Origin of the sequence: uncultured Caldilinea sp., assembly GCF_937128415.1 — a bacterium.
Lineage (GTDB): Bacteria > Chloroflexota > Anaerolineae > Caldilineales > Caldilineaceae > Caldilinea.
Map to the genome: position 1 here is coordinate 1 of NZ_CAKZMJ010000041.1, position 1,274 is coordinate 1,274.

Sequence of the window (1,274 nt, forward strand, 5' to 3'; positions counted from 1 at the left end):
CGTTTGATCTCTCTGCCGCTGGCTGAGCTAGATCACGGAGAGCACTTCGACCATCTCACCAGCGTCTATGTGCCGCCGCTGCCGCCGCATTCCAGCTTTACGGCGCTGCAAGAGCTGGTCGCCCACCTGCGCGCGCCGGAGGGCTGCCCTTGGGATCGCGAACAGACGCTCGCCTCGCTGCGCAGCGATCTGCTGGACGAATGCGCCGAGCTGCTCGAAGCCATCGACGCCGAGGCGTTCATGGATGACAACAGCCCCGCCATCTGCGAAGAGTTGGGCGACGTGCTGCTTTCGGCGACGATGATGACGCAGATCGCCACGGAGGAGGGGCGCTTTCGCATGGCCGACGTCGTGCGCGGGGTGGTGACCAAGCTCATCCGCCGCCATCCTCACGTCTTCGGCGATGTGGCGGTGAGCAGCGTCGATCATGTGCTGGCGAACTGGGACGCCATCAAAGCGCAGGAAAAGACGGAAAAGGGCATGCAGTCCGATCCGCTCGACGGCGTCGCCCCTGCCTTGCCTGCGCTGGAAAAGGCGCGCAAGCTGCAGTCGAAAGCCGCGAAGGCCGGCCTGCTCGATCGCACTGCGCTGGCGCAGGCGAATCCGTCGCTCGTTGCGCTGTTGGGCGATGCACCGGACGAACGCCGGGTCGGACAGATTCTCTGGGAGCTGACGGCGCTGGCGAACCTGCATGGCGTCGACGCCGAAAACGCGCTGCGCTCGTATGTCGTCATGATGCGCAAGCGCCTCCAGGACTCCCAAATGCACGTCAATGCATCGGACAGCGACGCGTAATCGTTTGCTCCTTGAAGGAACACGCAGAGACGCAAATTAAGTTGCGCGAAGATTCGTGTTCTTTCGTGTGGCCTTGTGGAGCGTCTTTATCGCCTTGAATCACGCGAAGAGTTGTGCGCCGGATCGTTTTTCAGCAATCGCGCCGAGTTGCCCAGGATGAACAGGTCTGGAATGGACTGCGCCGCTGCGGCGAGGATCGGCGGCAGCAGGCCTGCGGCAGCCAGCGCAAGCCCGACGACGTTGTAGACCGCAGTCAACAGCAGATTCATTTTGACGACGCGCATGGTGCGGCGGGCGATGGCAAAGACGGTGGGCACGAGCATCCAGTCCTCGCGCATCAGCGCAACGTGTGCGGCCTCCAGCGCAATGTCGGCGCCGGCCGCACCCATGGCCACGCCGACGTCGGCCTGCGCCAGCGCCGGCGCATCGTTGACGCCGTCGCCCACCATCACGACGACCTTCCCCTGCCGTTGATAGTC

2 protein-coding genes are annotated in these 1,274 nt (G+C 64.0%); one reads left to right on the forward strand and one right to left on the reverse strand.

Going from position 1 to position 1,274, the window contains the following annotated elements; all coding sequences use genetic code 11:
* Positions 1-795 (forward strand): MazG family protein (locus Q0367_RS06830; RefSeq protein WP_298981309.1); only part of this gene is annotated, 795 nt, incomplete at its 5' end.
* 86 nt (positions 796-881) lie between these two features.
* Here Q0367_RS06830 and Q0367_RS06835 read toward each other — a convergent pair.
* Positions 882-1,274, reverse strand: a 393-nt coding sequence (locus Q0367_RS06835; protein ID WP_298981310.1) for an HAD-IC family P-type ATPase, incomplete at its 5' end; no start/stop codon positions are given.